Annotated in this window: 20 protein-coding genes and 1 riboswitch; of the genes, 8 read left to right on the plus strand and 12 right to left on the minus strand. The window is 70.9% G+C overall.

What is annotated here, in order from left to right:
* Positions 1 to 78 precede the first annotated feature (78 nt).
* Positions 79 to 294, minus strand: a riboswitch (cobalamin riboswitch).
* Positions 295 to 381: 87 nt separating this feature from the next.
* Positions 382 to 2,301, plus strand: coding sequence for a potassium transporter Kup (locus tag AB0M01_RS25570; RefSeq protein WP_363673667.1), 1,920 nt, complete (start codon positions 382 to 384; stop codon positions 2,299 to 2,301).
* Here the strand turns inward: AB0M01_RS25570 and AB0M01_RS25575 are convergent.
* Complete coding sequence (locus AB0M01_RS25575; RefSeq protein ID WP_363673669.1) at positions 2,298 to 2,783, minus strand: MarR family winged helix-turn-helix transcriptional regulator; 486 nt, start codon at positions 2,781 to 2,783, stop codon at positions 2,298 to 2,300. The two genes, AB0M01_RS25570 and AB0M01_RS25575, sit on opposite strands and share 4 nt — an antisense overlap.
* Before the next feature lie 142 nt (positions 2,784 to 2,925).
* On the opposite strand from AB0M01_RS25575, the gene AB0M01_RS25580 reads away from it, so the two are divergent.
* Together AB0M01_RS25580 and AB0M01_RS25585 are read left to right on the plus strand one after the other, a co-directional pair.
* A complete protein-coding gene (locus tag AB0M01_RS25580) occupies positions 2,926 to 3,891 on the plus strand; it encodes an NmrA/HSCARG family protein (protein WP_363673671.1) in 966 nt (321 codons plus the stop codon).
* Entirely contained in the window at positions 3,888 to 4,877 is a 990-nt protein-coding gene (locus tag AB0M01_RS25585) for an NADPH:quinone reductase (RefSeq protein WP_363673673.1), read from the plus strand. Before AB0M01_RS25580 ends, AB0M01_RS25585 begins: the two co-directional genes overlap by 4 nt.
* Here the strand turns inward: AB0M01_RS25585 and AB0M01_RS25590 are convergent.
* Positions 4,874 to 5,635, minus strand: coding sequence for an IclR family transcriptional regulator (locus tag AB0M01_RS25590; protein WP_363673675.1), 762 nt, complete (start codon positions 5,633 to 5,635; stop codon positions 4,874 to 4,876). The two genes, AB0M01_RS25585 and AB0M01_RS25590, sit on opposite strands and share 4 nt — an antisense overlap.
* Before the next feature lie 129 nt (positions 5,636 to 5,764).
* On the opposite strand from AB0M01_RS25590, the gene AB0M01_RS25595 reads away from it, so the two are divergent.
* Positions 5,765 to 7,000 (plus strand): aldolase, encoded by a 1,236-nt coding sequence (locus tag AB0M01_RS25595; protein WP_363673677.1) that lies wholly within the window; start codon positions 5,765 to 5,767, stop codon positions 6,998 to 7,000.
* A gap of 1,604 nt (positions 7,001 to 8,604) precedes the next feature.
* Here the strand turns inward: AB0M01_RS25595 and AB0M01_RS25600 are convergent.
* From AB0M01_RS25600 to AB0M01_RS25645, 10 genes are all read right to left on the minus strand, one after another.
* Entirely contained in the window at positions 8,605 to 9,975 is a 1,371-nt protein-coding gene (locus tag AB0M01_RS25600) for an 8-oxoguanine deaminase (RefSeq protein WP_363673679.1), read from the minus strand.
* A gap of 5 nt (positions 9,976 to 9,980) precedes the next feature.
* On the minus strand, positions 9,981 to 10,886 hold the full coding sequence (gene pucL, locus AB0M01_RS25605; RefSeq protein ID WP_363673681.1) for a factor-independent urate hydroxylase: 906 nt from the start codon (positions 10,884 to 10,886) through the stop codon (positions 9,981 to 9,983).
* 4 nt (positions 10,887 to 10,890) lie between these two features.
* Positions 10,891 to 11,247, minus strand: a complete 357-nt coding sequence (uraH, locus tag AB0M01_RS25610; protein WP_363673683.1) for a hydroxyisourate hydrolase — start codon at positions 11,245 to 11,247, stop codon at positions 10,891 to 10,893.
* On the minus strand, positions 11,244 to 11,750 hold the full coding sequence (gene uraD / locus AB0M01_RS25615; RefSeq protein WP_363673685.1) for a 2-oxo-4-hydroxy-4-carboxy-5-ureidoimidazoline decarboxylase: 507 nt from the start codon (positions 11,748 to 11,750) through the stop codon (positions 11,244 to 11,246). The genes uraH and uraD (AB0M01_RS25615) overlap by 4 nt, the downstream gene beginning before the upstream one ends.
* The gene (gene guaD, locus AB0M01_RS25620; protein WP_363673687.1) at positions 11,750 to 13,039 is read right to left on the minus strand and encodes a guanine deaminase; all 1,290 of its coding nucleotides are present in this window, start codon (positions 13,037 to 13,039) and stop codon (positions 11,750 to 11,752) included. The genes uraD (AB0M01_RS25615) and guaD overlap by 1 nt, the downstream gene beginning before the upstream one ends.
* 115 nt (positions 13,040 to 13,154) lie before the next feature.
* Positions 13,155 to 13,982, minus strand: a complete 828-nt coding sequence (gene xdhC, locus AB0M01_RS25625) for a xanthine dehydrogenase accessory protein XdhC (protein WP_363673689.1) — start codon at positions 13,980 to 13,982, stop codon at positions 13,155 to 13,157.
* Positions 13,983 to 13,999: 17 nt separating this feature from the next.
* A complete protein-coding gene (xdhB, locus tag AB0M01_RS25630; RefSeq protein ID WP_363673691.1) occupies positions 14,000 to 16,366 on the minus strand; it encodes a xanthine dehydrogenase molybdopterin binding subunit in 2,367 nt (788 codons plus the stop codon).
* Positions 16,363 to 17,796, minus strand: a complete 1,434-nt coding sequence (locus AB0M01_RS25635) for an FAD binding domain-containing protein (protein WP_363673693.1) — start codon at positions 17,794 to 17,796, stop codon at positions 16,363 to 16,365. The genes xdhB and AB0M01_RS25635 overlap by 4 nt, the downstream gene beginning before the upstream one ends.
* On the minus strand, positions 17,796 to 19,724 hold the full coding sequence (uraD, locus tag AB0M01_RS25640) for a 2-oxo-4-hydroxy-4-carboxy-5-ureidoimidazoline decarboxylase (RefSeq protein WP_363673695.1): 1,929 nt from the start codon (positions 19,722 to 19,724) through the stop codon (positions 17,796 to 17,798). Before uraD (AB0M01_RS25640) ends, AB0M01_RS25635 begins: the two co-directional genes overlap by 1 nt.
* A 143-nt stretch (positions 19,725 to 19,867) precedes the next feature.
* Complete coding sequence (locus AB0M01_RS25645; RefSeq protein WP_363673697.1) at positions 19,868 to 21,424, minus strand: helix-turn-helix domain-containing protein; 1,557 nt, start codon at positions 21,422 to 21,424, stop codon at positions 19,868 to 19,870.
* Positions 21,425 to 21,553: 129 nt separating this feature from the next.
* Here AB0M01_RS25645 and AB0M01_RS25650 point away from each other — a divergent pair, with 129 nt between their 5' ends.
* From AB0M01_RS25650 to AB0M01_RS25665, 4 genes are read left to right on the plus strand one after another with little or no spacing between them, the layout of a single operon-like run.
* Positions 21,554 to 22,348 (plus strand): TIM barrel protein, encoded by a 795-nt coding sequence (locus AB0M01_RS25650; protein WP_363673699.1) that lies wholly within the window; start codon positions 21,554 to 21,556, stop codon positions 22,346 to 22,348.
* Positions 22,348 to 23,232 carry a 2-hydroxy-3-oxopropionate reductase gene (locus AB0M01_RS25655; protein ID WP_363673701.1) on the plus strand — a complete coding sequence of 295 codons (885 nt, stop codon included), beginning with the start codon at positions 22,348 to 22,350 and terminating at the stop codon, positions 23,230 to 23,232. Before AB0M01_RS25650 ends, AB0M01_RS25655 begins: the two co-directional genes overlap by 1 nt.
* Positions 23,232 to 25,007 carry a glyoxylate carboligase gene (gcl, locus tag AB0M01_RS25660; protein ID WP_363673704.1) on the plus strand — a complete coding sequence of 592 codons (1,776 nt, stop codon included), beginning with the start codon at positions 23,232 to 23,234 and terminating at the stop codon, positions 25,005 to 25,007. Before AB0M01_RS25655 ends, gcl begins: the two co-directional genes overlap by 1 nt.
* Positions 25,007 to 26,206, plus strand: coding sequence for a glycerate kinase (locus tag AB0M01_RS25665; protein ID WP_363673706.1), 1,200 nt, complete (start codon positions 25,007 to 25,009; stop codon positions 26,204 to 26,206). Before gcl ends, AB0M01_RS25665 begins: the two co-directional genes overlap by 1 nt.
* Positions 26,207 to 26,222 lie beyond the last annotated feature (16 nt).

Consider the following 26,222-nt stretch of genomic DNA (forward strand, 5'->3'; position numbering starts at 1 on the left):
CCGGGAGAACGACGGGCAGGCGCGACGGATCGCGCACGGCCGACCTTCCCACGAGGTCACGCGGTCACCGCCGGACGACGACGTCCGGCGGGCAGGGGCAGGTCTTCGGACTCGCGGGCACGCCTGGTCCCAGGCACCTACTGGCCGTCGCTTCCCAGACCGGTCCTCCGGTCCAGTGCTGATGACGGCGGTCGTTCCCACTCACCGCTGCGGGGCAGTCCCGGATTTCCACCGGGTTCCCTCTTACGACGACCCGACTGGCGACCGGGCCGAACCACTGCGGTTCCACTTTCTCACAGAACTCTCACAGCCTGGGGAGAGTGTGACCGGTCAGCCAGCCGGCTCGGGGTGGTTCAATGCGCGCGTGAACAGGCTGACGCGATGAGCGCCGACCACGCGGACGGCCGCGTGCAGTCCCGGACCCTGCTGACCATCGGCGCGCTCGGTGTCGTCTTCGGCGACATCGGGACCAGTCCGATCTACACGATCCAGACCGTGTTCAACCCCGGTGACCCGCACCCGGTCCCGGTCTCGGCCGACAGCGTGTTCGGGATCGTGTCGCTGATCTTCTGGGCGGTCACGATCATCGTGACGATCAAGTACGTGCTGCTCGTGCTGCGCGCCGACAACCACGGCGAGGGCGGCATCCTGGCTCTGATCACGCTGATCCGCAGCCACGGGACCAACGGCACCCGGCGGACCAAGGTGATCCTGGCCGGTCTCGGCATCTTCGGCGCGTCGCTGTTCTTCGGCGACTCGATGATCACGCCGGCCATCTCGGTGCTGTCCGCGGTCGAGGGCCTGAAGGTCGTCGAGCCCGGTCTCGACTCGTACGTCGTACCGATCACCGCGACGATCATCGTCGTGCTGTTCACGCTGCAGCGCCTCGGCACCGGCCGGATCGGCCGCTCGTTCGGCGTCGTGATGGTGCTCTGGTTCGTCACCATCGGCGCGGCCGGGATCGGTGGCATCACTCGGCACCCGCAGATCCTGGAGGCGCTGTCGCCGACGTACGCGTTGGGCTTCCTGACCAACCACTTCGGGCACGCGTTCTTCGCGCTGGCCGCGGTCGTGCTCGCGATCACCGGCGCCGAGGCCCTGTACGCCGACCTCGGGCACTTCGGCCGCGCGCCGATCACCCGGGCCTGGCTGATCCTGGTCTTCCCGGCCTGCATCCTGAGCTACCTCGGCCAGGGCGCCCTGGTGCTGAAGGACCAGTCGTCGGTGAGCAGCCCGTTCTTCCTGCTGGTGCCGGACTGGGGACGGATCCCGCTGGTCCTGCTCGCCACCGCCGCGACCGTGATCGCCTCCCAGGCCGTGATCACCGGCGCGTTCTCGGTCGCCCGCCAGGCGGTCCAGCTCGGGTACCTGCCGCGGCTGCGGATCCTGCACACGTCCAGCAAGACGATCGGCCAGATCTACGTGCCGTGGATCAACTGGGCGCTGATGATCTCGGTGCTGACGCTGGTCTTCGCGTTCCAGACCTCGGCCGCGCTGGCGTTCGCGTTCGGCATGGCGGTCACCGCGACCGTGACGATCAACACCGTGCTGTTCTTCTACATCGTCCGCAAGCAGTGGGGTAAGCCGATGTGGGTGGTGATCGGCGGCGGCGCGGTCTTCCTGTCGATCGAGCTGCTGTTCCTCGCGGCGAACCTGACCAAGCTCGTGCACGGCGCCTGGCTGCCGCTGCTGATCGGCATCACGGTCTTCACGGTGCTCACCACCTGGCAGCGCGGGCGTGCGTTGGTCACCGCCCGCCGCGAACGCCAGGAAGGGTCACTGACGACCTTCGTCAACGAGCTGCACGACGCGCGGCCGCCGCTGCGGCGAGTGCCCGGTACGGCGGTCTTCCCGAACCGCGGCAAGGACACCGTGCCGCTGGCGATGCGCGCGAACGTCGAGCACAACCACATCCTGCACGAGAACGTGGTGATCCTGTCGATCGAGACCGAGCCGGTCCCGTCGGTGCCGGACGACGAACGGATCACGATCGACGACCTCGGCTTCGACGACGACCGGATCGTGCACGTGACGGCCCGGTTCGGCTACGTCCAGACCCCGGATGTCGCCGGCGTCCTGCGGCTGGCCGCGGAGCAGAGCGCCGAGGTCGCCTCGCTGGACCTGAGCGACACGTCGTACTTCCTGTCGACGATCGAGCTGCGGCTCGGGGACGAGCCGGACATGGCGCGCTGGCGCAGCCGGCTGTTCGTGGCCACCTCGCACATCAGCGCGGACGCCGCCGAGTACTTCGGGCTGCCCCGCGACCGGGTGGTCATCATGGGCTCCCGGATCGACGTCTAGTCCTCGGTGTCGCCCTCCGGCTGCGGGCCGCGCCGGCGGCGCTGGTGCTCGACGACGTCGAGGAAGGTCTCCTTGAACCGCCGGTAGTTGTCGGCACCCAGCCGCTCGGCGTGCTGGGCCTCGATTCCGGCGATGACCGCGTCCGCGGTCCGCATCTGGGCCAGGCCGCGCTCGGTCGGGCAGACCAGCTTCGCGCGCCGGTCGCTGGGGTCGGGACGGCGTTCGAGGTAGCCGAGGGCTTCGAGCTCGTCGACCAGCGTGCCGATGATCTGCTTGTGCTGGCCGGACAGCCGGGACAGCTCGGTGGCGCGGACGCCGTCGGGCTCGAGGTAGGCCATCACGGCGCCGTGCCGGTGCTTGAGGTCGTCGAAGCCCTGGGCCGCGACCTCCGCGAACAGTTCGCGCTGGAAGGCGAACAGGAGCCGGCCGGACAGCACGCCCAGGTCCGGGTCCGCCGTCCTCTGCTTCGCACGCGTGGTCAATGCCGTCTCCTCTCGTCAGCTTCCGACCAGCCTAGCGCATTTCGTCATGGCGCTTGATCGTCACTTTATTTGACTATCTCGGACTGGCGGCCTACGCTGCAGAAGTAGTCAAGATTCGTGACGATCAAGGAGCGGGACTGATATGACGAAGACGATCGCGGTCATCGGTGCGACCGGCGCGCAGGGCGGCGGCCTGGTCCGGGCGATCCTGGCCGATTCCACGGGTGAGTTCGCGGTCCGGGCAGTGGCCCGTGACCCGCAGAGCGCGAAGGCGCTGGAGCTGGCGGCGGCCGGAGCCGAGGTCGTCGCCGGCGACCTCGACGACGAGGAGAGCCTGCGCAAGGCCTTCGACGGCGTGTACGGCGCGTTCGTGGTGACGAACTACTTCGCCCAGCGCACCGAGGCCGAAGTGGCCGCGCGGTCGGCCGCCGACATGGAGCTCGAGCAGGCCGGCAACGCGGCCCGGGCCGCGCGCGACGCCGGCGTCGAGCACGTGATCTGGTCGACGCTGGTCGACACCCGGCCGCACTTCGGCGACACCGACCGCGTCCCGACGCTCGACGACGGCCGGTACAAGGTGCCGCACTTCGACGCCAAGAGCGAGGCCGACGAGCTGTTCCGGCAGTCCGGCGTACCGACCACGTTCCTGCAGACGACGCTGTTCTACGAGAACCTGACCAGCGACCTCGGGCCGGTGCGCGACGAGAACAACCGGCTGGTGCTGACCCTGCCGATGGACGACGCGCCGCTGAACGCGATCGCGGTCGGCGACATCGGCCTGACCGCGCTCGGCATCTTCCGCCGCACCGACGAGTACACCGGCCGGACGATCGCGATCGGCGGCGACAAGCTGACCGGCCAGCAGATCGTCGACGTGATGAGCGACGTCCTCGGCGAGCCGGTGACCTACGCGCCGCACGGCTGGGACGACTTCCGCTCCTTCGGGTTCCCCGGTGCCGTCGAGTTCGGCAACATGTTCCAGTTCTACGCCGAGAACCACCGGCAGTTCAGCGACGCCCGCGACCTCGACGAGATCCGTACGCTGAACCCGCAGCTGCAGACCTTCCGCCAGTGGTTCGAGCAGCACCAGAGCGAGATCGCCCGATGAGCACCATGCGGGCCGCCTGGTACGACGCGCAGGGCGCCGCGCGCGACGTCCTGCAGGTCGGCGAGCTGCCGGTCCCCGAGCCCGCGCCGGGTGAGGTGCGGGTCCGGGTCGAGGCCTCCGGCATCCACGTCGGCGACATCGGCAAGCGGCAGGGCTACTGGGGTTCGACGATGGCCTTCCCGCGGGTGATCCCGCACGGCGACGGGGTCGGCGTGATCGATGCCGTCGGCAACGGTGTTCCGGTCGAACGGATCGGCGAGCGGGTCTGGGTGTTCCTGGCCCAGTCCTACCGGCCGGGCGGTACTGCGGCCGAGTGGACCGTGGTGCCCTCGGGGCACGCCGTCGTACTTCCTGACGTGGTGGCCGCCGACCAGGCGGCCGGGCTCGGGATTCCCGGGATCACCGGGCACCGGGCGGTGCTGGCCGGGGGAGACGTGGCCGGGAGCAACGTTCTCGTCACCGGCGCGACCGGTGCCGTCGGCCGGGCGGCGCTCGCCACCGCGCGGCGCGCGGGTGCGACGGTGCTGGCGACCGTACGGCGTGAGTCCGAGCGCGAGGTCGCACTGAAGCTCGGCGCCGACCACGTGTTCGTCAGCGGGGCGGACCTGAAGGACCGGATCGTCGACGCGGTCGGGCCGGACGCGATCGACGTGGTCGCCGACCTGGCCTTCGACCACACGATCGACCTGGCCGCCGAGGTGCTGCGGTACGGCGGCTCGGTGAACACCTACGCGACCGGCGAGTCGCAGCCGAAGGTGCCGTACTGGCAGCTCGCGTTCAAGAACGTCGCGGTGCGGTTCATCAGCAACGACGACTTCCCGGAGGAGGCCAACCAGCTCGCGGCGCGCGATCTCACCGCCGCGCTGGTCGCGGGCGATCTGCGGTACGACGTACGGGCGGCGTACAGGCTGGAGGAGATCGTGGCCGCGCACGAGGACGTCGAGGAGGGGTCGGGGACCTCGCGCGTGATCCTCCGGGTGAGCTAACGCAGGTCGTCGGACAGGGACTGGGCGGCCTGCCGGAGCAGCGGGATCGCCTGGTCCACCAGGGCCTCGGTCATCCGGCCGGCCGGGCCCGAGATCGACATCGCGAGGCGCGACGGGACGTCGGGGACCGGGACGGCGATGCACCGGACCCCGAGCTCCTGCTCGCCCTCGTCGGTCGCGTAGCCGTCCTGCTGCGCCTTGCGGAGCTGCGCGGCGAACTCCTCGACGTCGGTGATCGTCGTCTCGGTGTGCTTCGGCATCCCGGTGCGCTGCAGCAGCTCGCGCACCTCGGGCTCGGGGAGCTGGGACATGATCGCCTTGCCGACCGCGGTGCAGTGCGGCAGGACGCGGCGGCCGACCTCGGTGAACATCCGCATCGAGTGCCGGGACTGGACCTGCGCGAGGTAGACGATCTGGTCGCCGTCGAGCATCGCCATGTTCGCCGACTCGCCGAGCTCGTCGACCAGGCGGGCCAGGTGCGGGCGGGCCCAGACGCTGAGCATGTGCGACGAGGTCTCGCCGAGCCGGATCAGCTTCGGGCCGAGCACGTACTGCCGCGACGGCTCCTGGCGGACGTAGCCGAGATCGACGAGCGTGCGGACCAGGCGGTGGATGGTCGGCAGCGGGAGACCGGAGGCGGTCGCGAGCTGGGACAGGCCGAGCATGCCGCCCGCGTCGGCCATCAGCTCGAGCAGCCCGAAGGCGCGCTCGATCGACTGCACGCTGCCCGACCGGGCGGTGCCCGTCACTTCCGCCACGATGCCTCCTGGTGTTTCCGAATGGCGGAAGTCTAGCGCCAGATTCCGGAAGCTCAAGCTCTTGTGGGTTTCGCAGAGCAGATAATAGTCTCCGCATTACGGAATTCGTGGAGATCTAAGGTGGTGGCTATGACTGACCTCGACGCCCTGGCCGGCGCGCTCGACCGACACCTGGCCGAGGCTGACGCCGTACTGACCACGCGGTACCCCGGGGACCGCGGGGTGCGGCAGCCGGTGCACACGGTGTACGTGCCGGCCGACGTGTACGGCGTGGGGACGGTCGCTGCCTGGGGTGCCGAGGCTGTCGCCGCGCTGGACGCTTCCGCGGGCTCTGCGGCTCTGCTCTCCGAGGCGCTGTCCTTCGACACCTCCGCCGTCTACGACAACGTCCGCGCGAAGCTCGCCGCCGAACCGATCGAGGACCTGCGCATCGACTTCGAAGACGGCTACGGGAACCGCCCCGACGAGGAGGAGGACGCCGCGGCCGTCGCCGCTGCCCGGGCGCTGGCCGAGACCGTGCGGGCCGGCACCGCGCCGCCGTACCACGGTCTGCGCATCAGGTGCCTGGAGGCCTCGACCCGCCGCCGAAGCATCCGCACCCTGGACCTCTTCCTCGGCGAGTTCGCCGGTGCCGTGACCGACGGCTTCGTCATCACCCTCGCCAAGGTCACCTCGGTCGAACAGATCGAGGCCATGGTGACGGTCCTCGACGCCATCGAGCAGGCCCACGGGCTCCCTCGCCTCGGCTTCGAGATCCAGATCGAAACCCCCCAGTCGATCCTCGGCCCCGACGGCGTCGCGCTGATCCCGTTGATGATCACCGCCGGCGCCGGCCGCGTCACCGGCCTCCACTACGGCACCTACGACTACTCAGCCTCCCTGGGCATCGCCGCGGCGTACCAGAGCATGGAGCACCCAGCCGCCGACCACGCCAAGAACATCATGCAACTCTCCGCAGCCGCCACCGGCGTCTTCGTCTCCGACGGCTCCACCAACGTCCTCCCGATCGGCAACCGCCCCGCAGTCCACGCCGCCTGGCACCTCCACGCCCGCCTGGTCCGCCGCTCCCTGGAACGAGGCATCTACCAAGGCTGGGACATGCACCCCGCCCAACTCCCCACCCGCTACGCGGCGACGTACGCGTTCTACCGAGAAGGCCTCACGGAGGCCGCCGCCCGTTTACTGGCCTACACCACCAACTCGGACTCGGCCTACCTGGACGAGCCCGCCACCGCCAAGGCCCTGGCCAACTACGTCCTCCGAGCCACCGAATGCGGCGCGGCCACCGAGGAAGAGGTCGAAGCGCTGACAGGCTTGGACCAGAAAGCACTCGCGACACTGGCAAACCGCCCCCAACCCGCCTGACCCCGTCCCCACCCCCACCCCTGCCTCGCCCTGCCCCCGCCTCACCCCTGGCTCCGCCCTGGACTCCGCCCCACGCGTTGCCGGCGCTCTCCGGTTAGGGACGTGCACCACTCACCAACCTCGTCGGCGGGCCGGGTGGTCGGCTTGTCTGAGCATGCCGGGCGTGCGGTGTGCAGGGTTAGTGAGTGGTGGGTGTCCGAGAGCGAGCTGGCTTGGCGAGTGCAGATCCGCTTGCGCGGAGCAGGACCGTCGCTCAGCACCGTGCAAGTCGGGTGGTGGAGGCGGGGGTGAGCGTCGTGAGCGTCTGCCGACGGCGGGTGGTGGGCGGTGGGCGTCGGCGGGCGGGGGTGGCGGGCTCGGCGAGGTCGACGTCGCCCGGATCCCGGTCGCGGTGTCCCCGGGCACGCCGCAGCGTGCGGGCACCTCGAACGGGCGGTCGGTGCTGGGGGTGTCCGCCGCGGGTGGTCAACCGGCTTTGGTCGTGGCCGGTCCGGGTCTTCGGCGTCCGGTCTGGGGAGCGCGGTGCCGCGATCGGCTGGTGAGGGTGGCTTGTGCCGCCGCCGGGCTGGGTTGGCGCTCTCCGACGTGCACCACTGACCAACGTCCCTGGCGGGCCTCGCGGTGGACACGTCTGAGCGTGACAGGCGTGGCTTGCGCAGGGTTGGTCAGTGGTGGGTGTCGGTGTGGGAGCACGGGCCGAGCCGGCCCTGGCCTCGCACCGCGCCCTCGGCGACCCGCACCGCCCCCGCGCCGGCCCACGGCGACCCGCGCCCGTGCCCGCGCCGAGACCGCGCCGCGCCCGCATCCGCGCCGACTGTGCTCCCTCGCCGTGCCCGCACTCGCGCGGACTCTGCGCCCGTTCCGAGTCCGCGCCGCGCTCACGCCCTCGGTCGCCGGGTGAGGCGCCGGTGGGCACGGCGCCGGGTGATCGGGTTAGTGGGGGTGGGTTCGTGCGGCCGCCGGTTGGGCGTCTGTGAGCGGGTGCGTTGCCGGCGGCGGACGTGCACCACTCACTAACCTCCCTGGCAGGCCGCGCGGGGGACAGGTCTGAGCGTGCCAGATGTGGGCTGCGCAGGGTTGGTGAGTGGTGGGTGTCCGTGTGAGAGTGCGCTTTGGGTTGATGGCCTCGGTCTCGCGGTGGCTGCCTGGCCAGGCCCGTCGCCCAGCACCGTGTAAGTCGGCTGGTGGAGGGAGCTGGAGGTGGGGTTGAGCGTGGTGGATGTCTGCCTGTGGCGGTTGGTGGGTGGTGGGCGTCGGCGGGTGCGGCGGGCGGGCGGTGGCGAGCTCGGTGAGGCCGACGCCGGCCGGATGCCGGTGCCTGCAGCTCGCCCCCGTTGGTTGCCTTGGGCAAGTCAGTTACAGCGTCTCGCGGTGCAGGGGTGCCCGCCGCGGGTGGTCGACCGTCTTCTCTTGTGGCCGGCCCGGGGCGTGGACGTTCGGTATGGAACGAGGCGTCGCGGTCGGCTGGTGGGGGTGGCTTGTGGGGTCGCCTGAGCGCGCCGAGCGTGGATTGCGCGGGGTTGATCAGTGGTGGGTGTCTGCCGATGGCGGTTGGTGGGTGGTGGGCGTCGGCGCCCGGCGCGGGGCCGCCCGCCGACGCGTGGTCAACCGGCTTTGGCGAGGAGCGCCTGTTGGGTGCGGGCGACCTGGGTGGCTACCGCTGACTCGTCGACCCTGACCAGGTGGTTGTTCTCGACTACTGGTTGGCCGTTGACGAGGAGGAGTTGCAGCGGCGGGGGTGCGCCCAGGACCAGGGCGGCGACTGGGTCGGTAATGCCGGCGTGGGGGAGGGTGTCTAGGCGCCAGAGGGCGAGGTCGGCTAGTTTGCCTGGTTCCAGGGAGCCGATTTCGTGGGAGCGGCCCAGGAGGCGGGCGCCTTCCAGGGTGGCCATTTCGAGGGCTGCTCGGACGGTCAAGGACTCCGGGCCGCCTCGGGCTCGGGCGAAGAGGACGGCGTGGCGGAGTTCTTCCAGGAGGGAGCCGGCTTCGTTGCTGGCGGCGCCGTCTACGCCCAGGCCGACCGGTACGCCGGCAGCGCGGAGGTCGGCGGTGCGGGCGATGCCGGCGCCCAGGCGGGCGTTGGAGGATGGGCAGTGGGCTACGCCGGTGCCGGTCGAGGCGAGTTGCTTGAGGTCGGCGTCGGTGAAGTGGATGCCGTGGGCGAACCACACGTCGGGTCCGAGCCAGCCGACGGATTCAGCGTACTCCGCGGGGGTGCAGCTGAAGCGGTCGGCGCACCAGGCTGATTCGTCGGTGGTTTCGGCCAGGTGGGTGTGCAGCCGTACGCCGCGACGCCGCGCGAGCCCAGCCGCCTCGCGGAGCAGTTCGGTCGTGACGCTGAACGGCGAGCACGGCGCGACGGCGACCTGCAGCATCGAGCCGAACGAAGGATCGTGCCAGCGGTCGATCGCCGCCTCGGTGGCGAGCAGGATCTCGTCGCGGTCCTGCACAACCGAGTCGGGCGGCAACCCACCGTCCTTCTCGCTCAGGTCCATCGACCCGCGCGAGGGATGGAAGCGAAGCCCGACCTCCGCGGCGGCGCGGATCTCGGCCCCCAACAGGTCACCACCATCGCGCGGAAACACGTAATGGTGGTCGAAGGCCGTCGTACACCCCGTCAGCGCCAGCTGCCCCAGCGCGCCCGTCGCGGCGACATGCACCGACTCCTCGTCGATCCCCGCCCACGCGGGGTACAGCGTCGTCAGCCACCGGAACAACCCGGCATCCGGCACCAGCCCGCGAGTCACCCACTGGTACAGGTGCTGGTGCGTGTTGACGAACCCGGGCGTGACCACGCACCCCCGCCCGTCCACCACCCGAGCCCCTTCGTACGCCGGCGCCGGACCGGCGCCGACAGCAACAATCTGATTGCCCTGGACAACTACATGACCGGTCGTGAACTCCCGCCGGTGAGGATCGAGGGTGACGACCGCCGCCGATTCGACGACGGTCGTCACAGTGCCGCGCTCGGCCATCGAGCTCAGCAGAACCCCGGTACGGCGTGCCAAGCGCTCCCGGCGTCGGAAGCGTCGTCGCGCACGACGGTCGCCTCGATCAGCCCGTACGGGCGATCGGCGGCGATGAAGACCTCGCCGGGGTTGTCCACCCCGAACGGCGACAGGTCGACCAGGAAGTGGTGCTTGTTCGGCGCCGAGAACTTGATCTCGGCGACCTCGGGATGCTGCTCGAGCACCGCCGAGCCCATCCCGTACAGCGTCTGCTGCAACGCGTAGCTGTGGATCTTCGCGAACTGCTCGAGCAGCAGCGCCTTGATCCCGTCGTACGACTTGTCCCAGTCGACGTCGGTGTGGTCGTAGCGCCAGCGCGCGACCAGGGAGGTGGCCAGGATCCGGTCGTCGGTCTCCGGCAGGGTCGTGTACTTGTCCTTGCGGAACCCGTGGAACTCCGACCCGGTCGACTTCAGCACCACCAGGTCGTGGATGCCCGACACCACGTACGCCGTACGCTCGGCGCCCCGGCCCTCGACGTTGACGATCGTCGACCGGACGCCGCTGCCGGAGCGGACGAAGGAGTGGTCGTGCTCCTGCCCGTCGGCGACGATCCGCTCCCACGGGTACTCCTCGACCGCGATCCGGGCGCCGTCGGCGGCCGGCGTCGCCTCGAGGAAGTGGTCGCCGAGGGTCAGCGCGAAGTCCTCGATGGCGCCGACGCCCTTCTCCTTGGCGAACGCGAACGCGGTGTTCTTCTGGGTGTCGGTCGGCAGCACCTCGGCCTGGTCGCCGGTGGTGTGCGCGTCCTCGAAGCGGCCGCGCAGCGCGGAGGAGACGTTCAGGTCGCGGATCTGGTGGCGGGCGGTGTCACGGTAGATGCGGACGACGCGGCTCTCGGCCTTGCCGTACTGGTTGGCTCCCAGGTGGATCGCCATCGGGTCAGCTCCCTCGATAGGTGGAAAAGGCGAACGGACTGAGCAGCAGCGGGACGTGGTGGTGCCGCTCGTCGGTGATCGTGAAGGTCACGGTGACCTCGGGGAAGAAGATCTCCTGGCCGGACGCGGCCGCGTAGGCGGCGACGTCGAACCAGAGCTGGTACGTGCCGGGCGCGAGCCCGTGCGGGGTCAGGTCGTTGACCCGGCCGTCGTCGTTGGTCCGGCCGGACCCGAGCTCGACGACCAGGTCGGCGGCCCGGTCGCCCGGGCGTTCGGTCCCGATCCGGGACAGCCGGACCGGTACGCCGCGCGCCGGTCGCCCGAGCGCGGTGTCGAGGACGTGCGTGCTGACGGTGCTCACACTCCCACCTCCTGGTCGACGACCTTGGTCAGCCGGAGCACGGCGATCTTGCGCAGCTCGTCCCGTACGACGGCCCGCTCGGTCGCGTCGTCGTTGCCCAGCCGCTCGCGCAGCGACGCCAGCATCTCGGCCGCCGACAGCCCGGTCGCGCAGATCAGGAAGACCCGCCCGAACCGTTGCTCGTACGCTCGGTTGCCCTCGGCAAGCGAGGCCCGCACCGAAGCGTCGTCGCCGACCCCGGACTGCTCGGCCCGCGACCACGCGGCCTCGGTCCCGTTGCCGTTGGCCCGGTCACCGATCCGCGGGTGCGCGGCGAGCGCCTTGTCGACCTCGGCGTCGCTGAACGTCTCCGCGGTCCGGCTCGCGACTGCGGTCAGCGCCGCGAGGTCGTCGTACGGGCGGCCGGCGAGCACGCGCTCGACCCAGCGGTCGACGTCGCAGCAGGCGGCCAGCATCGGTCTCAGCCGGTCGGCCGGCCCGGAGTTGAAGGCGCGCAGATCCATCAGTTCTCCCCAGTGGTCAGCAGTTCGCCGTCGATCCAGACGGCGCGCACGTCGGCCGGGGTGCCGAGCGTGAAGATCCGGGCCAGCACCTCTTCGGCGTCGGCCGCGTGCGTGATGCCGACGGCCAGCGGCGAGCTGTCGGCGGGCCGCAGCAGCTGGGCGTCGAAGCGCTTGCCGACGCTGAGATCGCCGACCTCGTCCAGGCCGAGCGCCTCGGCCCCGGCAGCCGTTGCCAGGTGCAACAGGTGCGCCGAGGTCAGCGGGTGGCCGTGGTCGCCGAGCAGCTGCTGGCAGAAGTACGCCTGCAGGCCCTCCTTGAGCAGCGAGAAGCCGGTGCCCGCGCCGACGTCCGAACCGAGCGCGACCCGTACGCCGTGGTCGAGGTGCCGGCCGATCGGGAACAGCCCGCTGCCGAGCGCGGCGTTGCTGGTCGGGCAGTGCGCGACGGTCGCGCCGCTGGTCCCGAGCAGCTTCAGCTCGACGTCGGTCGGGTGCACGTTGTGCGCGAAGACGCTGCGCCGGCCGACCAGCCCGTGCTTGTCGTACGTGCTCAGGTAGTCGCTGCCGCCGAACAGCTCGGCGACGGTCGCGATCTCGGCGTCGTTCTCGTTCAGGTGCGAGGTGAACCAGGCGTCCGGTACGTCGTCCAGTACGGCGTGGCAGGCGGCGAGCAGCTCGTCGGTGCAGGACAGCGAGAAGCGCGGCGTCACGGCGTACCGGTTGCGCCCGACGCCGTGCCACCGCGAAGCGAGCGCGACGGAGTCCGCGTGCGCGCGGTCGGGCGTGGTCAGCAGGTCGGGACGCAGCAGCCGATCGCTCACGACCAGGCCGCTGGTGACCCGCAGCCCGACCCGGGAGGCAGCGGCGAACAGCGTGTCCATCGCATCGACGTAGTGGGCGCCGAAGACCAGCGCGCTCGTCGTCCCGGCCGCCGCGAGACCGCGGACGAACTCGTCGGCGACGCTGCCGGCGTACGCCGGGTCGGCCATCCGTGCTTCCTCCGGCAGCGCGTACTTGTCCAGCCACTCCATCAGCGGCATCCCCATCCCGCCGACCGCGCGGATCTGCGGGAAGTGCACGTGCGTGTCGACGAACCCCGGCAGCACCAGCCCGCCGGTCAGGTCGACGACCTGCTCGGCCGGGTGCGCGCGGCGCAGCTCGGCGTACGGGCCGCGGGCCTGGATCACCCCGTCGACCACCAGCAGCGCGGCGTCGGTGGCGACCCGCAGGGTGCCGCCGGTGAACGGGTTGGCCGGGGTGTCGAGGAACGTGCCTCGGAACATGGTCATTGGGCCTCCCGGCCTGGACTGAGGAGTGGAGGGAGCGAAGCGACCGGAGCGACGAGGGAAGGCTGGGAGTTCCAGCCCAATGACCCGCCGTGCCGGAGGCACGGCATTGGTACAGTCATGCTTGTGCCTCACTTCTGGCCGGCGCTTGGTTGCGCTCGGCATTGAATTCCTGGAGCAGCCGGGCCGCCACGCTGACGGCGATGGTGGCCGGCTCCTTGCCGGGCAGGTCCGGCAGACCGATCGGGGTGGTGATCCTGGCGATCGCCTCGGGCGGGTTGCCGTCCTCGGCGAGCTTGCGCTGAAAACGCGTCCACTTGGCGCTGGAGCCGATCAGGCCGATCGTCGCCAGCTGCTCGTTGCGGATCGCGGCGTCGCAGAGGGCGGCGTCCTCGGCGTGGTCGTGGGTCATCACCAGGGCGTGCGTGCCCGGCGGGAGCTCGCCGACGACGAGCTCGGGGAGCACCGGGACCTGGTGCACGTGCACGCCGGCGACGGCGTCGTCGAGGACAGACAATCTTTCGGCCGTCAGCTGGTCGGGCCGGGAGTCGATCAGGTGCAGCTCGATGTCGTGCCGGGCGAGGATCCGCGCCAGCTCGAGGCCGACGTGCCCGACGCCGAAGATCGCGACCGACGGTACGACGGCCAGCGGCTCCAGCAGCAGCTTCATCTCGCCGCCGCAGCACTGCACGGCCTGCTGGTACGGCGCCTTGTCGGACAGCGCGAACTCCAGCACCTCGGGCTCGGTGGCTCCCTCGGCGATCATCTGCCGGGCCCGGTCGACCGCGACCATCTCCAGGTTGCCGCCGCCGACCGTCGCCCAGGTCTGTTGAGGACCAACGACCATCTTGGCGCCCGCCTCCCGCGGCGAATGCCCACGCACCGACAGGACGGTCATCAGCACGCCAGGCTGACGCTGCTCCCGGAGGCGCTGAACTGCTCGCATCCACTCCATGGCGGTTCTCACACTCCGCTCAGGTTGGAAGACAGGGCCTCGGCGGGGAGCGACGAGCGGGCTGCAGCGAGCGCCCAGTACACGGCTTCCGGGGTGGCCGGCGAGGGCAGGTCGACGCTCGTGCCCTCTGGGCCGAACGCCGCCGCTGCTTGCCGTAGCGCCTCCCGCACCGAGAACGCCAGCATCAGCGGCGGCTCACCAACCGCCTTGGAGCCGTAGACCGCGCCGTCCTCATGCGCCTTCTCCAGTAAATGCACGTTGAACACCTGCGGCATCTCCGAGAAGCTCGGCAGCTTGTACGTGCTGGCTGCCTGGGTGGCGAGCCGGCCACGATGGGGCCCGCTCGACTCGTCCCAGCGCAGATCCTCCAGCGTGAGCCACCCGGCGCCCTGGACGAAGCCGCCCTCGATCTGGCCGATGTCGATCAGCGGGCTCAGGCTGTCGCCGACGTCGTGCACGATGTCGACCCGGCGCAGCGTGTAGCTGCCGGTGAACGCGTCCACCTCGACCTCGGACGCCGCGACGCCGTACGCGAAGTACTTGAACGGCTCGCCGTGCATCGCGTTGGCGTCCCAGTGCAGGCCCTCGGTCCGGTAGAAGCCGGCCGCCCAGAGCTGCACCCGCTGGAAGTACGCCGCGCTGACGATCTCCTCCCACGGCACGCCGTCACCCGAGAGCCCGCGCACGACCCCATCGACGAACCGCACGTCGTGCGCACCGATCCCGAGCCGCCCGCCGGCGACCTGCGCGAGCCGCTCGCGGATCTGCTCGCACGCGTTCTTGATCGCGGCGCCGTTCAGGTCCGCGCCTGAGCTCGCGGCCGTCGCCGACGTGTTCGGGACCTTGTCGGTCCGGGTCGGCGCCAGCCGCACCCGTTCCAGCGGTACGCCGAGCGTCGTGGCGGCGACCTGCAGCATCTTCGTGTGCAGACCCTGGCCCATCTCGGTGCCGCCGTGGTTGATCAGCACCGACCCGTCCTTGTAGACGTGCACCAGCGCACCCGCCTGGTTGAACGCGGTCAGGTTGAACGAGATCCCGAACTTGACCGGCGTCGCCGCGATCGCGCGCTTCAGGTGGGGATGCGACGCGTTGAACCGTGAGATCTCGGCCTGCCGCCGCGCGATCTCACCGCCGCGCAGCACCTCGCTCCAGCACGCCTCCAGCCGCTCGGCGTGCCGCACCGGTTGCCCGTACGGCGTGGTGTGGCCGGGCTGGTACAGGTTGCGCCGGCGCAGCTCCATCGCGTCGTACCCGAGCAGGGGCGCGCAGCGCCCGAGCACGTCCTCGATCACGAGCATGCCCTGCGGCCCGCCGAACCCGCGGAACGCGGTCTGCGACGTCTTGTTGGTCTTCGCGATCTGCCCGTCGACGCGCACGTTCGGGATCCAGTAGGCGTTGTCGATGTGGCACATCGCGCGCGCCAGCACCGGCTCGGACAGGTCGAGGCTCCAGCCGCCGTCGGCGGTGAGCGTCGCGTCGAGCGCGAGCAGGTGGCCGTCGTCGTCGAAGCCGACCCGCCAGCGGCTGTGGAAGCCGTGCCGCTTGCCGGACATCGTGACGTCCTGGGTGCGGTTCAGTCGCAGCCGGACCGGCCGCCCGGTCAGCGTCGCGCCGAGCGCCGCGATCGCGGCGAACCCGTGCGGCTGCATCTCCTTGCCGCCGAAGCCGCCGCCCATCCGCAGGCACTGCACGGTGACCGCGTGGCTGGCGACGCCGAGCACGTGCGCAACGATCTCCTGGGTCTCCGACGGGTGCTGCGTGCTGCTCTGCACGAAGATCTGCCCGCCCTCGTCGACCAGCGCCAGCGCGACGTGCGTCTCCAGGTAGAAGTGCTCCTGGCCGGCGAACTCGAACTCGCCCTCGAACACGTGCGCCGCGGTGCCGAAGGCCGCCTCGACGTCACCGTGCTCGAGGTGCCGGCCGGTGCCCTGGAAGTTGCCTGCGGCAATTGCTTCGCGGACGCCGATCAAGGACGGCAGCTCGTCGTACTCGACCTCGACGGCCGCCGCGCCGAGCCGTGCGGCCTCCAGGGTCTCGCCGAGCACCCAGCAGATCGCGTGGCCGTGGAACATCACCTCTTCGTTCGGGAAGAGCGGCTCGTCGTGCTTCACCCCGGCGTCGTTCACGCCCGGGACGTCCTCGGAGGTGAGCACGCGAACCACCCCCGGTACGTCGTACGCCGGCTTGACCCGCAGCTCGACGATCCGGGCGTGCGCGTGCGGTGACTGCACCGGGTAGGCGTGCAGGACGTCGCGGGTCCGGACGACCAGGTCGTCGGTGTACAGGGCCTCGCCGGTGACGTGCAGCGCGGCGCTCTCGTGTGGGAGCGGTACGCCGACGACGGCCTGGGCGGGGCGCTCGGACAGCTGGCTCATGCGCTGACCCCCTCGACGTCGAGTTGCTGGGCATGGAAGCGGAGCAGCGACTGGCCGAGCATCGCCGACCGGTACGACGCGCTCGCGCGGTGGTCGTCCATCGGGGTGCCCTCGGTCGCCAGTACGGCGGCCGCCTCGCGGATGGTGCGGTCGGTCCACGGCCGGCCGATGAGTGCCTGCTCGGTCGCGGTGGCGCGCAGCGGTGTCGCCGCGACGCCGCCGAGGCCGATCCTCGCCTGACTGATGACCCCGTCGGCGATGTCGAACGCGTAGCCGACGGCCACGCTGGAGATGTCGTCGAAGCGGCGCTTGGCGATCTTGTGGAACGCGGTCAGCCGGGCGAGCGGGCGCGGGATCACGATCGTGCGGATCAGCTCGTCGGAGGCCTTGAGGGTTTGCCGGTAGCCGGTGAAGTAGTCGGCCAGCGCGACGACCCGCTCGCCGCGGCGCGAGGCCAGGACGAGGGAGGCGTCGAGGGCGAGCAGCGCCGGTGGGGTGTCACCGATCGGGGAGCCGGTGCCGAGGTTGCCGCCGATCGTGGCGCCGTTGCGGATCAGCCGGGAGGCGAACTGCGGGAAGAGCTGCGCCAGCAGCGGGACGCGGCCGGCGAGCATCCGCTCGATCTCGGTGAGCGTCAGAGCAGCGCCGAGCCGGATCTCGTCGTCGCCGACGGAGAACTCGCGCAGCTCGGTCAGCCGGTCGACGGCGACCACGAGCGGGGAGCGGACGCCGCGCAGGTTCACCTCGACGCCCGCGTCGGTCGACCCGGCGACGATCTTCGCCTCTGGGCACTCGGCGATCACGTCCAGTACTTCGTCCAGCCGCGCGGGCCGGACGAACTCGGCGCCGTCGGACTCGATCCGGGTCGCCACGGGCGCCGGGGGAGCACTGGTACGCCGTACAGCAAGTGAGTCGTCGGCCTCCGGGTCGCCCAGCGCGTAGGCGGCGTCCCGAATCGGCCGGTAGCCGGTGCACCGACACAAGTTCCCACTCAGCGCGTGCAGGTCGAACCCGTTCGGCCCGTGCTCGTGTTCACACTCAGTTGAAGAACGAGTCGGCCGGTAGTACTCGGCGGCCATGCTGCAGATGAAGCCCGGCGTACAGAACCCGCACTGCGAGCCGCCCCGAACGGCCATCTCCTGCTGGACCGGGTGCAGGTCGGCGCTGCTGCCCAACCCCTCCGCGGTGATCAGCTCCTGCCCGTCCAGCGCGGCGGCCGGGATCAGGCAGGCGTTGACCGCGGTCCACTCGGTCGGGCTGTCGATGCCCGGCCGGGCGACCAGGATCGAGCAGGCGCCGCACTCACCCTCGGCGCAGCCCTCCTTCGCTCCGGTCAGCCCGCGGTCGCGGAGCCAGTCCAGGACCGTGGTGTGGACGCTCGCGCCGTCCAGCGAGAGCTGGTTGCCGTTGACCTTGATCGTCGTACTCATCAGTTGCTGCCCCACCTGCTGGTTCGTGCACTGTGGATCGGGTTGGCGTCGGTCAGGAAGTCGTCGAAGCGGAAGCCGGCGATCTTCGCGATCTCCAGCAACGCCGCGGCGTGCTCCTGGTTCTCGCAGTTGCCGAGCCGTTCACGGCCCTGCTCGACGATCCGGGCGAACGAGTCCGCGTCCCGGACCGAGATCACCAGCGGGAAGCCGAAGCGCTGCTCGTACTGCTCGGTGATCGCCGACAGCTCGTCGCGCTCGGGCTCGGCCAGGAAGGTCAGCCCGCGGGTCGCCTGGTCCCGCAGCGACGCCTCGCCGGTCAGCCCGTCCGCGACCAGCTGCGACCCGAGCTGCGGGTACGAGCGGATCAGCTCACGCTGCTCCTCGACCGAGCCGGAGAACAGCGCCTCCTGGAAGGACCGCCGTAGCGCGTGCGTGTCGGTGAACGGCCGCATGTCCCAGGCCCGCTCGACCATCCAGCGCGGGCCCTGGAACAGCCCGGCGAAGGTCTCGACGAACTCCTCGCGCGACATCTTGTTCACCTGGTCCAGCCGGACCGAGCCCTCACCCGGCTGTCCGGCGACGGCCGGGCCGAAGTCCTTGCCGACGTGGTGGAAGAGCAGGTTCAGCAGGATCGCGGTCAGGCTGCCGAGCGTGATGCCGCTGCCGAAGATGATCTCGGCCCAGTCCGGCACCGCCTGCGCGACCTGCGGCTGCGCGGTCACGTACATCGCCAGCCCGACGCTGGTCGCGACGATCACCACGTTGCGGTGGTCGTGGAAGTCGACCTTGGTCAGCGTCTGGAACCCGACCACCGCGACCGTGGCGAACATCGCCAGCGCGGCGCCACCCAGAACCGGGTGCGGGATGCCGGCCACGATCGCGCCGGCCTTCGGCAGCAGGCCCAGGATGATCATGATGACGCCGGCCGCGGCGACCACCCAGCGGCTCTTCACGCGGGTCAGGCGGACCAGTCCGACGTTCTCGGCGAAGCAGGTGTACGGGAACGAGTTGAAGACGCCGCCGATCGTGGTGGCCAGGCCGTCGGCGCGCAGCGCCCGGGCGATGTCCTCGCGGCCGATCCGCTTCTCGACGATCTCACCGGTCGCGAAGACGTCCCCAGTCGTCTCCACCGCGGTGATCAGCATCACGACGACCATCGAGATGATCGCGGCGACCGAGAACTGCGGCCAGCCGAAGTAGAACGGTGTCGTCACTCCGACCCAGCCGGAGTCGGCGACGGCGCCGAAGTGGGCGTCCCCGAGCGCCCAGGCGACCAGCGTGCCGACGACCAGGCCGACCAGTACGGCGACCGTCGCCATGAAGCCCTTGAAGACGCGCTGGATCAGCACGATCAGCGCGAGCGTGCCCAGGGCGTACGCGAGGTTCTTGCCGCTGGTCGGGTCCGAGGTCGGACCGGCACCGCCGGTGGCGTCCGCGGCCGCGACCGGCAGCAGCGCCAGCCCGATGATCGTGATCACCGAGCCGGTGACGACCGGCGGGAAGAAGCGGATCAGCCGGCTGAAGAACGGTGCGATGAAGAACGTCGCGAGACCGGCCACCAGGACGGCGCCGTAGATGACCAGCAGGCCGTCGGTCCCACCGCCCGCGGCCAGGCCGATCGCGATCATCGGCGAGACCGCCGTGAAGGTGACACCCTGCAGCAGCGGGAGCCGGACGCCGACCTTCCAGAACCCGACGGACTGGATGATCGAGGCGATGCCGCAGGTGAACAGGTCGGCGTTGATCAGGTGCACCAGCTGCTCGGTGGTGAGGCCGATCGAGTTCGCCAGCAGGATCGGGACGATCACCGCGCCGGCGTAGAACGCGAGCACGTGCTGGGTGCCGTAGACGGCGAGCCGCCCGGGGGACATCACCTCGTCGACGGGATGACGAGCGGTGTGGCGGCGGGGGCGCAGGGCTGCCTTCATCGAACACCCTCCAAGGGGTCGGCGGCGGATTGTGACCTGCACGACAGCTTGCGTTCACCCCGCAGTCGCGGGCTATCGACGAACCTCCGAAGATCGGCCGCCGGGGTGGGCCCGGATCTGTGCGATCACCCAAAGAGCGCGGGTCAGAGGGATTTCAGCGCGAGGAACACGTCGATCTTGTCCTCCAGCTGGGACAGATCGCGACCGGTCAGTTGCTCTACGCGTTCGATCCGGTACCGGACCGTGTTGACGTGCAGGTGCATCGCTTCGGCGGTCCGGGACCAGGAGCCGGAGCAGGCGAGGAACTCGCGCAGGGTGGCGAGCAGCTCGCCACCGGTCTTGCGGTCGTGCTCGAGCACCGGGCCGAGCACGCGGTGCGTGTAGGTCCGGCGTACGTCGTCCGGGACGGTGGCGAGCAGGAGAACGTGGGAGGCGACCTGGTCGGAGGTGACGACGGAGACGGGAGTGGTGCCCGCGCGGGCGACGCGGTGGGCGAAGCGGGCTTCCTCGAGGGCGCCGGCGAGGGCGTCGACGGCGGTCTCGCCGCTGATACCGACGGCGATGCGTGACCTTCCGAGACCGGGCGCAAGCCGGCCGAAAGCGCGCCGGAGCAGAACGGGGAGATCAGATGTCCAGGGCAACAATCCGATGAGGAGCCCGTCACGTCCGGGTGCGACGGTGGCCGGTCCGATTGTTCCGGCAACATCTTCGAACACAGTCACAGCCACCTCGGCCGACCCTGCGTCGCGCGGTGCCTGATCTGCGGGCTGCGGCGTGAGCAGCTCGGCAACCACAACCACGAGCGGGCGCTCCGGCTGGGCGCCTGCTTGGCGTAGCCGGGTGGTGACCTCGGGCAACGGGCCGCCGGACTCGACCAGGCTGAGCGCGTCGGCCATCAGCGGACGCAGCGCGAGCCGGCCCTCGTCACGGCGTACGCGGTCGAGGGCGGCGATCGCGCACAGCTCGTGCACGGTCTCGACCTGGTCGCGCGGCCAGGTCGAGTGGTCGCCCTCGATCACCAGCAGCCAGGCGGTCAGCCGGTTGCCCAGCCCGGACCCGACCGGGAACACGCTGTACGCCGCGTCGCCCGCGTCCGCGACCGCCGGTGTCCGGTCCGCAGTCAGGAAGCGCCGCGTCACCGCGTCGAGGGTGAGGTCGTCGAGCGGCTCCGGCCCCGGTACGACGTGCCGCCCGGTCGCCGTGATCACCCGACAGGTGTGGCCGATGTCGGCCGAGATCTGCGCCGCGAGCTCGTCCAGGCTGCGCCCGGAGGCGATCGCCGAGAGCAGCTGCCGCTGCCGGACCAGGCTCGCGGAGAGTCGCGCGCCGCTGTCGGAGGCGGCCGCGACGTACTCGGTGACGTCGGCGAACGCGACCTCGGTCGGCACCTCGAGCAGCGTCAACTGATGCCGGCGGCATGCATCGACCAGATCCTGCGGGATCGTGCCGAAGAGCGCCTTCCCGGCCAGGATCGTCGTCGCGCCGCGTCCGGCGACCGAGGCCACGAACGTCTCGCTGTCGGTGGGACCGCGGCGCCAGACCAGACCGGTCAGGACCAGTTCGCCGCCGCTCAGGTAGTTGCCGGGCTCAAGCAAGTCGGTGGTGACGAGGCGGCCGATCGGGCGGTCCGAGGCGTCCTGCGCCTGGAACAGCAGACGCAGACCGAGCTCCGGTGCGCCGAAGAGTTCGGACAGCAGCATCGTGGATCACCTCCCGCCCCTTTTGAAGAAACCTACAGCGCCCGGGGCGCTTGACGCTGCCGGTGCGGGCAACTTATCGTCCTTTCGCAGAACAGAAACAATATTCCACAATGCGGAAGACGAGGGCTGATGATGCTGCGCTACACGGTGAACTGCTCGATCCTGTTCACCGAGCTCCCGCTGCTCGACCGGCCGGCCGCCGCGCGGACCGCCGGGTTCGACGCCGTCGAGTTCTGGTGGCCGTTCGCCGAGGCGGTGCCGGCCGACGCCGAGATCGACGCGTTCGTCCGGGCCGTCGAGGACGCCGGGGTCCAGCTGACCGGGCTCAACTTCTTCGCCGGTGACATGCCCGGCGGCGACCGCGGCCTGGTCTCCTGGCCGAAGCGGTCCGGGGAGTTCCGGGACAACATCGACGTCACGGTCGGCATCGGCGAGCGGCTCGGCTGCGGCGCGTTCAACGCGCTGTACGGCAACCGCGTCGACGACGCCCAGCCCGCCGAGCAGGACGAGCTCGCCGTCGAGAACCTCGGCCTCGCGGCCCAGGCCGCCGGGCGGATCGGAGCCGTCGTCCTGGTCGAGCCGGTCAGCGGCGCCGCGCGCTACCCGCTGCTGACCGCCGCCGACGCGCTGGCCGTGATCGACAAGGTCCAGGCGGCGTACGACGTACCGAACCTCGGGCTGCTGGCGGATCTCTACCACCTCGCGGTCAACGGCGACGACGTGGACCAGGTGATTGCCCGGCACATCGACCGGATCGCGCACGTGCAGATCGCCGACGCACCCGGCCGCAACCAGCCCGGCACCGGAACCCTTCCGCTCCAGGCGCAGCTCGGCGCCCTCGAAGCCGGTGGCTACACCGGCCTGGTCGGGCTCGAGTACAAGCCCACCGACACCACCCTGACTAGCTTCGACTGGAGAATCTGATGACGAACATCGCCTTCATCGGCCTCGGGATCATGGGCAGCCCGATGGCCGTGCACCTCGCGAACGCCGGGCACCAGGTGGCCGGTTTCAACCTGGACATGGCCGCCGCCAAGCCGCTGGTCGAGGCCGGCGGTCGCGCCGCCGAGTCGATCGCGGACGCGGTCAAGGACGCGGACGTGGTCTGCGTGATGGTGCCGGACTCGCCGGACGTCGAGCTGGTGCTGGCCGGACCGGACGGGGTCTTCCAGCACGCGCAGACCGGTGCCCTGGTCATCGACTTCTCCAGCATCCGGCCCGACGTCACCATCGAGCTGGCCGCACAGGCCCGCGCGAACGGGTTCCGGTTGCTCGACGCCCCGGTTTCCGGCGGCCAGGCCGGCGCGGTGAACGCGGCGCTGTCGATCATGGTCGGCGGCGAGGCCGAGGACTTCCAGACCGCCAAGCCGCTGTTCGACGGGGTCGGCAAGACCGTCGTGCACGTCGGCGGCAACGGCGCCGGGCAGACCGTGAAGGCCGCCAACCAGCTGATCGTCGCCGCCAACATCCAGGCGGTCTCCGAGGCGGTCGTCTTCCTGGAGGCGTACGGCGTCGACACCAAGGCCGCGCTGGAGGTGCTCGGCGGCGGGCTGGCCGGTTCGGCGGTGCTGAACCAGAAGAAGGAGAACATGCTGTCCCGCTCCTTCGAGCCGGGTTTCCGGATCGACCTGCACCACAAGGACATGGGCATCGTGACCGCGGCCGCGCGCGAGGCGGGCGTCGTCGTACCGCTCGGTGCGCTGGTCGCGCAGCTGGTCGCGTCGGCGCGGGCCAACGGTGACGGCGGGCTCGACCACTCCGCGCTGCTGCGCGGCGTCGAGCGGCTGAGCGGGAAGGCGACGAGCTGATGGCCAGGATGCGTGCGGTCGACGCCGCGGTCCTGATCCTGGAAAAGGAAGGATCCACCCAAGCCTTCGGGCTGCCCGGCGCCGCGATCAACCCGTTCTACAGCGCGATCCGCAACCACGGCGGCATCAAGCACGTGCTGGCCCGGCACGTCGAGGCCGCCTCGCACATGGCCGAGGGGTACACCCGCGCCACCGCGGGCAACATCGGCGTCTGCATCGGTACGTCGGGCCCGGCCGGCACCGACATGATCACCGGCCTGTACTCCGCGTCCGCCGACTCGATCCCGATCCTGTGCATCACCGGCCAGGCGCCGGTGGCCAAGCTGCACAAGGAGGACTTCCAGGCCGTCGACATCGCCGCGATCGCCAAGCCGGTCGCGAAGTGGGCGGTCACGGTGATGGAGGCCGCGCAGGTGCCGGGGACGTTCCAGAAGGCGTTCTGGCTGATGCGCGAAGGCCGGCCGGGGCCCGTGCTGATCGACCTGCCGGTCGACGTGCAGCTGGCCGAGATCGACTTCGACATCGACACCTACGAGCCGCTGCCGGTGACCCGCCCGGCCGCTTCGCGCGCCCAGGCCGAGAAGGCGCTGGCGATGCTGAACGCGTCCGAGCGGCCGCTGATCGTGTCGGGCGGTGGCGTGATCAACGCCGACGCCTCGGCGCTGCTGGTCGAGTTCGCCGAGCTGGTCGGCGTGCCGGTCGTGCCGACGCTGATGGGATGGGGGTCGATCCCGGACGACCACGCGCTGGCCGCCGGGATGGTCGGGCTGCAGACGTCGCACCGGTACGGGAACGCGACGATGCTCGCCTCGGACTTCGTGCTGGGCATCGGGAACCGGTGGGCGAACCGGCACACCGGGTCGCTGTCGACGTACACCGAGGGCCGGAAGTTCGTGCACGTGGACATCGAGCCGACGCAGATCGGCCGCGTGCTCGCGCCGGACTACTCGATCGTGTCCGACGCGCGGGCCGCTCTGGAGGTCTTCGTCGAGGTCGCTCGGGAGTGGGCCGCTGACGGCCGGCTCGCTGATCGCTCGGCGTGGGTCGCGGAGTGCCGGGACCGCCGTACGGCGTTGCAGCGCAAGACGCACTTCGACGAGGTGCCGATCAAGCCGCAGCGCGTGTACGAGGAGATGAACCGGGCGTTCGGGCCGGAGACGCGGTACGTGTCGACGATCGGGCTGTCGCAGATCCAGGCGGCGCAGATGCTGCACGTGTACCGGCCGCGGCACTGGATCAACGCTGGGCAGGCCGGACCGCTCGGGTGGACCGTTCCGGCGACGCTCGGCGTTGCGGTGGCCGATCCGGAGGCGACCGTGGTCGCGCTGTCGGGCGACTACGACTTCCAGTTCCTGATCGAGGAGCTGGCGGTCGGGGCGCAGTTCCAGATCCCGTACATCCACGTGGTCGTGAACAACTCCTACCTCGGGCTGATCCGGCAGGCGCAGCGCGGGCTGGAGATGGACTACTGCGTGCAGCTGTCCTTCGACAACATCAACAGCCCCGAGGTCGGCGGCTACGGCGTGGACCACGTGAAGGTCGCGGAAGGGCTCGGCTGCAAGGCGCTGCGGGTGTCCGCGCCGGACGACATCCTGCCGGCGCTGGAACAGGCCAAGAAGCTGATGGTCGAGCACCGGGTGCCGGTCGTCGTCGAGGTGATCCTGGAGCGCGTCACGAACGTTGCGATGGGCACCGAGATCGACGGCGTGGTCGAGTTCGAGGCGCTCGCCGAGCGGCCCGAGGACGCACCGACGGCGATCGTGCCGGTGGGCTGATGCGGGTCCTGGTCGCCTCGGACAAGTTCAAGGGCACGCTGACCAGCGCGGAGGTCGCCGCGGCGGTGAGCGACGGGGTACGACGGGTGCGGCCGGATGCTGTGGTCGACCGGGTCGTCGTGGCCGACGGTGGCGACGGGACACTCGCTGCCGCCGTCGCCGCGGGGTTCTCGTTCGTGGCTGTCAGGGCGACCGGGCCCACCGGGCAGCCGGTGCCCACCGGATACGCCCGGCGGGGTGACACGGCGGTGGTCGAGCTGGCCGACGCCTCCGGGCTGATCCGGCTGCCGGGTGGAGTGCTCGCTCCGATGACCGCCGGCACTCGCGGCACCGGCGAGCTGATCGCCGCTGCCGTCGAGGCCGGCGCGACCCGCGTGATCCTGGGGATCGGCGGGAGCGCGAGCACCGACGGGGGAGCGGGGATGCTGCGCGCACTGGGCGCGCGACTGCTCGACGCCTCCGGCACCGAGGTCGCCGACGGCGGAGCGGCACTCGCTGACGTGGTCTCCGTGGATTTGGAGGCCCTCGCCCACCTGAAGGACGTCGAGGTGATCGTCGCCTGCGACGTCGACAACCCGCTGACCGGGCCGAAGGGCGCGGCCGCGACGTACGGCCCGCAGAAGGGCGCGAGCCCGCAGCAGATCGAGCAGCTCGACAAGGCGCTCACGCACTGGGCGGACCTGATCGCCCAGGCAACCGCGCCCGGCGCGAGCGCTCTCGCGCCCTTCGGCGCGGATCCCGGGCGCAGCCCGGCGCCCGAGCCCCACCCGGAGCTCGGCTCTGGATCGGCACGCCTTCCCTTCCACCAGATCCCCGGTTCGGGGGCCGCTGGGGGTGTGGGGTTTGCGGCTCTGGCTGTCCTCGGCGCTCGGCTTGTGCCTGGGATCGAGCTGGTGCTGGAGCTGGTCGGTTTCACCGAGCGCCTCGCCGGGGTGGATCTGGTGGTGACCGGCGAAGGCGCTCTCGACGACCAGACACTGCACGGGAAGGCCGTCTCCGGTGTCGCCTCGGCGGCGCAGGCGGCCGGCGTTCCCGTGGTGGCAGTCTGTGGGACCAACCGGCTGGACGACCGCCGCCTGCGGGCGGCGGGGATCGAGGCGGCGTACGCGTTGACCGATCTGCAGCCCGACGTGAGCCGGTGCATCGCCGACCCCGTGCCGCTGTTGCGCGGGCTCGGGGAGCGGATCGGCCTACGATGAGAGCGACTGAGAGGGG

It is taken from the genome of Kribbella sp. NPDC051770 (assembly GCF_040681455.1).
Lineage (GTDB): Bacteria > Actinomycetota > Actinomycetes > Propionibacteriales > Kribbellaceae > Kribbella.

Coding starts and splice junctions, on each gene's coding strand:
- AB0M01_RS25570 (WP_363673667.1), top strand. CDS start 382: ATGAGCGCCGACCACGCGGACGGCCGCGTGCAGTCCCGGACCCTGCTG.
- AB0M01_RS25580 (WP_363673671.1), top strand. CDS start 2,926: ATGACGAAGACGATCGCGGTCATCGGTGCGACCGGCGCGCAGGGCGGC.
- AB0M01_RS25585 (WP_363673673.1), top strand. CDS start 3,888: ATGAGCACCATGCGGGCCGCCTGGTACGACGCGCAGGGCGCCGCGCGC.
- AB0M01_RS25595 (WP_363673677.1), top strand. CDS start 5,765: ATGACTGACCTCGACGCCCTGGCCGGCGCGCTCGACCGACACCTGGCC.
- AB0M01_RS25600 (WP_363673679.1), bottom strand. CDS start 9,975: ATGGCCGAGCGCGGCACTGTGACGACCGTCGTCGAATCGGCGGCGGTC.
- pucL (WP_363673681.1), bottom strand. CDS start 10,886: ATGGCGATCCACCTGGGAGCCAACCAGTACGGCAAGGCCGAGAGCCGC.
- uraD (WP_363673685.1), bottom strand. CDS start 11,750: ATGGATCTGCGCGCCTTCAACTCCGGGCCGGCCGACCGGCTGAGACCG.
- guaD (WP_363673687.1), bottom strand. CDS start 13,039: ATGACCATGTTCCGAGGCACGTTCCTCGACACCCCGGCCAACCCGTTC.
- xdhC (WP_363673689.1), bottom strand. CDS start 13,982: ATGCGAGCAGTTCAGCGCCTCCGGGAGCAGCGTCAGCCTGGCGTGCTG.
- xdhB (WP_363673691.1), bottom strand. CDS start 16,366: ATGAGCCAGCTGTCCGAGCGCCCCGCCCAGGCCGTCGTCGGCGTACCG.
- AB0M01_RS25635 (WP_363673693.1), bottom strand. CDS start 17,796: ATGAGTACGACGATCAAGGTCAACGGCAACCAGCTCTCGCTGGACGGC.
- uraD (WP_363673695.1), bottom strand. CDS start 19,724: ATGAAGGCAGCCCTGCGCCCCCGCCGCCACACCGCTCGTCATCCCGTC.
- AB0M01_RS25645 (WP_363673697.1), bottom strand. CDS start 21,424: ATGCTGCTGTCCGAACTCTTCGGCGCACCGGAGCTCGGTCTGCGTCTG.
- AB0M01_RS25650 (WP_363673699.1), top strand. CDS start 21,554: ATGATGCTGCGCTACACGGTGAACTGCTCGATCCTGTTCACCGAGCTC.
- AB0M01_RS25655 (WP_363673701.1), top strand. CDS start 22,348: ATGACGAACATCGCCTTCATCGGCCTCGGGATCATGGGCAGCCCGATG.
- gcl (WP_363673704.1), top strand. CDS start 23,232: ATGGCCAGGATGCGTGCGGTCGACGCCGCGGTCCTGATCCTGGAAAAG.
- AB0M01_RS25665 (WP_363673706.1), top strand. CDS start 25,007: ATGCGGGTCCTGGTCGCCTCGGACAAGTTCAAGGGCACGCTGACCAGC.